Annotated in this window: 3 protein-coding genes and 1 pseudogene; all 4 read right to left on the minus strand. The window is 71.5% G+C overall.

Annotation, left to right across the window (positions count from 1 at the left end; genetic code table 11):
* Positions 1-282: 282 nt before the first annotated feature.
* The gene (locus ABZU75_RS45130; protein WP_355569302.1) at positions 283-1710 is read right to left on the minus strand and encodes an L-fucose/L-arabinose isomerase family protein; all 1428 of its coding nucleotides are present in this window, start codon (positions 1708-1710) and stop codon (positions 283-285) included.
* Positions 1711-1750: 40 nt separating this feature from the next.
* Positions 1751-3793, minus strand: a complete 2043-nt coding sequence (locus tag ABZU75_RS45135; protein WP_355569305.1) for a bifunctional aldolase/short-chain dehydrogenase — start codon at positions 3791-3793, stop codon at positions 1751-1753.
* Positions 3794-3844: 51 nt separating this feature from the next.
* A complete protein-coding gene (gene rhaI, locus ABZU75_RS45140; RefSeq protein ID WP_355569308.1) occupies positions 3845-4996 on the minus strand; it encodes an L-rhamnose isomerase in 1152 nt (383 codons plus the stop codon).
* A gap of 142 nt (positions 4997-5138) precedes the next feature.
* Positions 5139-5327 (minus strand): annotated as a pseudogene (locus tag ABZU75_RS45145) (rhamnose ABC transporter substrate-binding protein); the annotation flags it as partial.

Below are 5327 nucleotides of genomic sequence, written 5' to 3' on the forward strand. Positions count from 1 at the left end.
CCCGGGACGTGTGGTCCCGGGCGGAGGGATCCGGGCAGGTGGAGGGTCAGCCCTTGGCGACGGCCCGGAAGGTCCAGGTCCCGGAGCCGACGGTGTAGACCGTCGCGGAGGTGTTCTCGGGTATGGGCGGATGGACCCCGGGCCGTAGTGGTCGAAGGTCGGCGTCGGATGGGTGTCTGGTGGTTCACCCCTGCGCGGGGCGCTTTCCCCGAAGTCGCGGGCCGCGCCGTCGCCCGGCGGAGCGGTCATTCCCTCGGGAGAGCCGGCCGGCGGGGCCGCGCCTCAGGGCTGGACGTGGACGACCTCGATGCCGAGCAGGTCGGCGACCGCGCGCAGCTCGGCCAGCCGGTGGCCGGTGCCCAGCGCCCAGTGATGGGAGATGCCCGTGGCGCTCCACGCGTCGGTCCACTCCCCCGGGTCGCAGCCGAAGTCCACCCGCGAGGTGGTGTTGCCGATCCGCAGCAGCGGGCCCTCCACCGTGACGCCCTCGGAGACCACGAAGGCGAACGTCCCGTCGCGCCGCTGCAGCAGGCCGAGCATGGTCACCGGACCGTGCGCCACGTCGAACTCCACCGAAACGCCCCACCCGCGTTTGCCGTGGTAGACGCCCAGCCCGCGCAGCAGCGGCCGGCGCGCGCTGATCGCCAGGTGGGCGGGGCCGTCGTGGCCCATCTCCACATGACCGCGCGCGAAGTCCAGCGCCTGCAGTTCGGTGAACGAACCGCCTGCCCCGATCCGGTCCATGACCAGCATGGCGAGCGAGGTACGCAGCTCGTACTCGCCGGCCGTGGGGATGCCCCGCGCGGTCAGCAGGGACGAGCCCAGGATCATGCCCGCGCCCAGCCGCTCGTGGATCTCCCCGTCCAGGCCCCGGTGGTAGTAGGCCAGGCTGTCGAGGGCGAAGTCCTCCACCAGCCGGTCCAGCCCGACCGAGACCCGCGCGGCCCAGGCGAAGTCCTCGTCGTTGACCGTGTCGGCCAGCTCGAAGACCTCCCGTGCCAGACCGGTGCGCTCCTTGACCTCGGCGTCGGTGACCTTCTCCACCCGCACCCGCAGGTCGTCGAACTCCAGCACCTCCACGTGCCCGCCGAGGTTCACCGGCACCAGGGTCAGGTCGGTGGCCACGTCGAGCATGCCGGGGTACAGGTGCCCCATCAGCCCGTGGCGGCCCCGGCGCAGCGCGGCGCGCACACCGGCGGCCCGCACCCATCGGCCGATCTTGGTCCAGGCCCGCTCGTCCTCCAGGTACCCCGACACCGATCGGAAGGGGATGCCCGCGCGGATGAAGGTGTTGGCCATCTCCGGCAGCGGGCACGCCCCGCAGTAGGCGAGCCACTGACCGGTGTCGAAGGTCGCGTGGTCCATCGACTCGCTGGGCTGGAGATTGATCAGCAGTACCGGCGCGCCGCTGCGCTGCGCGACCGGCAGGAGCATCGTCGCGGTCATGTACGTGGTCAGGAAGCCCACGATGATGTCACAGCCGGCCTCGCGCAGCCTCTCCGCCGCGACCGCGCCCTCCTGGGCGTCGGAGATGAAGCCGACGTCGACGACGTCGCAGCCCAGCTCCCGCATCCGCGCCGAGACGCGCTCGGAGGAGCGCCGGAGCTGCGGGAGCAGGTCGGGGAACTGCGGCCAGTAGGCTCCCAGCCCACCGGCGACCAGTCCCACCTTCGTACGGGGCGGGGCGATCCGATCCAGGACCGTGGTCAAGACGTTCTCCTCTCAGCGGGGATTGCCGCGGGAAGCGGGGTCAGCGCAGGAAGGCGGCGGCGACGCCGGCGTCCACCGGGATGTGCAGGCCGGTGGTCTGGGTGAGCTGGGTCAGCTGGAAGACCGCGGCGGCGATGTGCTCGGGCAGCACCTCGCGCTTGAGCAGGGTGCGCTGCGCGTAGTACTCGCCCAGCTTCTCCTCCTGAACCCCGTACACCGCCGCCCGGTTGGCCCCCCAGCCCGAGGCGAAGATGCCGGAGCCGCGCACCACCCCGTCGGGGTTGATGCCGTTGACCCTGATCCCGTACTGGCCCAGCTCGGCCGCCAGCAGCCGTACCTGGTGCGCCTGGTCGGCCTTGGCCGCCCCGTAGGCCACGTTGTTCGGCCCGGCGAACACCGCGTTCTTGGAGGAGATGTAGACGATCTCCCCGCCCATGCCCTGGTCGACCATCACCCGGGCGCTCTCCCGCGAGACCAGGAACGAGCCGCGGGCCATCACGTCGTGCTGCAGGTCCCAGTCGGCGACGCTGGTCTCCAGCAGCGAGCGCGACAGCGACAGGCCGGCGTTGTTGACCACCAGGTCCACCCCGCCGAACGCCAGCACCGCCGCCTGGAGCGCGGAGATCACCTGTGCCTCGTCGGTGACGTCCACCCGCACGGCGGTCGCCACGTCCTCGGCCCGGTAGGCTCCGGCGCCGAGCTCGGCGGCGACCTTCTCCGCGGCGTCCAGGTCGCGATCGGCCACCACCACGCACGCGCCCTCGGCGGCCAGCCTGCGGGCGGTGGCCGCACCGATGCCCGAACCGCCCCCGGTGACCAGCGCGACCCTGGTGGCCAGCGGCTTCGGCGCCGGCATCCGGCGCAGCTTGGCCTCCTCCAGCTCCCAGTACTCGATCCGGAACTTCTCGCTCTCCTCGATCGGGGCGTAGCGCGACAGCGCCTCGGCGCCGCGCATCACGTTGATCGCGTTGACGTAGAACTCCCCGGCCACCCGGGCGGTCTGCTTGTCCCGGCCGAAGGAGAACATGCCCACCCCCGGCACCAGCACGATCGCCGGATCCGCGCCGCGCATGGCGGGCGAGTCGGCGGTGGCGTGCCGGTCGTAGTAGGCCGCGTACTCCTCGCGGTAGGCGGCGTGCAGCTCGCGCAGCCGGGTGACGGCGTCGTCGAGCGGCGCGTCGGCGGGCAGGTCGAGCACCAGCGGGGCCACCTTGGTGCGCAGGAAGTGGTCGGGACAGGAGGTGCCCAGCGCGGCCAGTTCGGGGTGACGCTCGCGGGACAGGAAGTCCAGCACCTCGTCGGTCGCGGTGTAGTGGCCGACCTGCGCCACGTCGGTGGAGGCCAGGCCGCGGATCACCGGGAAGAGCGCGGCGGCCCGCTCACGCCGGGCCTCCTCGGGAAGCGGCTGGTAGCCGGGCCTGACCGGGCCGAACGGCTCGGCCGCGCCGTGTTCGGCGATGTGGGCCTCGGCGGTCCGGATGATCCACAGCGAGTTGGCCTCGCACTCCTCGGAGGTGTCGCCCCAGGCGGTGATGCCGTGGCCGCCGAGGATGCAGCCCACGGCCTGCGGGTTGTCCTTCTTGATCGCGGCGATGTCGAGGCCGAGCTGGAAGCCGGGGCGCCGCCACGGCACCCAGACCACCCGGTCGCCGAAGATCCGTACCGTCAGCGCCTCACCGTCGGCGGCGGTGGCGATCGCGATGCCCGCGTCCGGGTGCAGGTGGTCCACGTGCGCCGCGTCCACCAGGCCGTGCATCGCGGTGTCGATCGACGGCGCCGCGCCGCCCTTGCCGAAGGCGCAGAAGTCGAACGCGGCGACCATCTCGTCCTCGCGTTCGACCCCCGGGTAGACACCGCTCAGGGCGTGCAGCCGGTCCAGCCGCAGTACGGCCAGGCCCGTCTCGGCCAGCGTGCCGAGGTCTCCCCCGGACCCCTTGACCCACATCAGCTCCACGTCGGAGCCGGTCACCGGGTCGACGGCCACGCCCTTGGCCGAGGTGTTACCGCCCGCGAAGTTGGTGTTGCGCGGGTCCGCACCGAGCGCGCGTGACCGCTGCAGCAGTTTCTCAACCGGCGTTCTCATGAAATATCCCCCAACGAATGAACCGTGTTCTCAGCATGCGAGGCGCGGGTCTCAGGCGCCCCAGCCGGCCTGGGCACCGCCGACGCGCTCGGCGGCGATCTTCTCGAAGTACCCCGAGCGCGCGTAGGCGGCCATCGGGTCGGGGTCCAGCCCCCGCTCGGCGCGCACCTCCGCCAGGAGCGGACGCACGTCGGTGTTGTAGGCGTCCATGAACACCCCGTTGGCCCCCAGCACGTCACCGGCGGACTGCGCCGCCGCCAGCGCCGCCCGGTCCACCAGCAGCGCCTTGGCCGTGGCCTCCTGCACGTTCATCACCGACCGGATCTGCCCGGCGATCTTCGGCTCGATGTTGTGGCACTGGTCCAGCATGAACGCCACGTCCTCGGTGTATCCGCCACCGCGAATCACCTCGAACATGATACGGAAGAGCTGGAACGGGTCGGCGGCCCCCGCCATCAGGTCGTCGTCGGCGTAGAAGCGGGAGTTGAAGTCGAACCCGCCCAGCTTGCCCTCGCGCAGCAGGAACGCCACGATGAACTCGATGTTGGTGCCCGGCGCGTGGTGCCCGGTGTCGACCACCACCTGAGCCTTGGGGCCGAGCTTGACGCAGTGAGCGTAGGCGGTGCCCCAGTCGGGCACGTCGGTGGTGTAGAAGGCCGGCTCGAACAGCTTGTACTCCAGCAGGAAGCGCTGGTGCTCGCCCAGCCGGTCGTAGACCTCGGCCAGCGACTCGGCCAGCCGGTCCTGCCGGGAACGGATGTCGTCCTGGCCGGGGTAGTTGGTGCCGTCGGAGAACCACAGCTTCAGCGTGTCCGAACCGGTGGCGTCCATGACGTCGACGCACTCCAGCAGGTGGTCGGTCGCCTTGCGCCGCACCCGTGCGTCCGGGCTCGTCACGCTGCCCAGCATGTAGTCGTCGTCCTGGAAGACGTTGGAGTTGATCGCGCCGATCCGCACTCCCAGGTTCGACGCGTGCGCCGCGAGGCCGGCGTAGTCGTCGACCTTGTCCCAGGGGATGTGCAGCGCCACACTCGGTGCGGCGCCCGTGAAGGCGTGCACCTGGGCGGCGTCCGCGAGCTTCTCGTACGGATCCCGGGGCACCCCTCGCTGGGCGAACACCTTGAACCGGGTACCGCTGTTGCCGTACGCCCATGACGGGGTCTCGATGGCCTGCGCCAGCAGGGCGGCCTTGATGTCGCTCATCGAAGCTCCGGGGCCGTGACAGCCCCTCCTCCTATCTTCCTGATCCAGTGGGGGTACGCGGTCCGACCGTTCCGGCGCGCACGCCGGCCGGTCCCACCGGGGCACGGCGCGCGGGTCGGGCGGGCCGTGCCGGTGGTGTTGGTCAGAAGTCGAACTGGTCGATGTTGGCCTTGTCGAAGACGAAGGGCGGACCCAAGATGATCTCCCCGTCCTTGCCGATGGTCCGCTCGCCGAGCCGGCCCGCCTTGAGCACCTCCCCCTCGGCGCCGGTGATCTGCCCCGAGGCCAGCGCCGCGGCGGCGTAGGAGGCCAGGTAGCCCAGGTCCTTGGG

The sequence above is a fragment of the Streptosporangium sp. NPDC005286 genome, assembly GCF_040607515.1.
GTDB lineage: Bacteria > Actinomycetota > Actinomycetes > Streptosporangiales > Streptosporangiaceae > Streptosporangium.

Bases quoted from the DNA above. Each gene is read 5' to 3' on its own strand.
- ABZU75_RS45135 (WP_355569305.1), bottom strand. From the start codon at position 3,793: ATGAGAACGCCGGTTGAGAAACTGCTGCAGCGGTCACGCGCGCTCGGT.
- rhaI (WP_355569308.1), bottom strand. From the start codon at position 4,996: ATGAGCGACATCAAGGCCGCCCTGCTGGCGCAGGCCATCGAGACCCCG.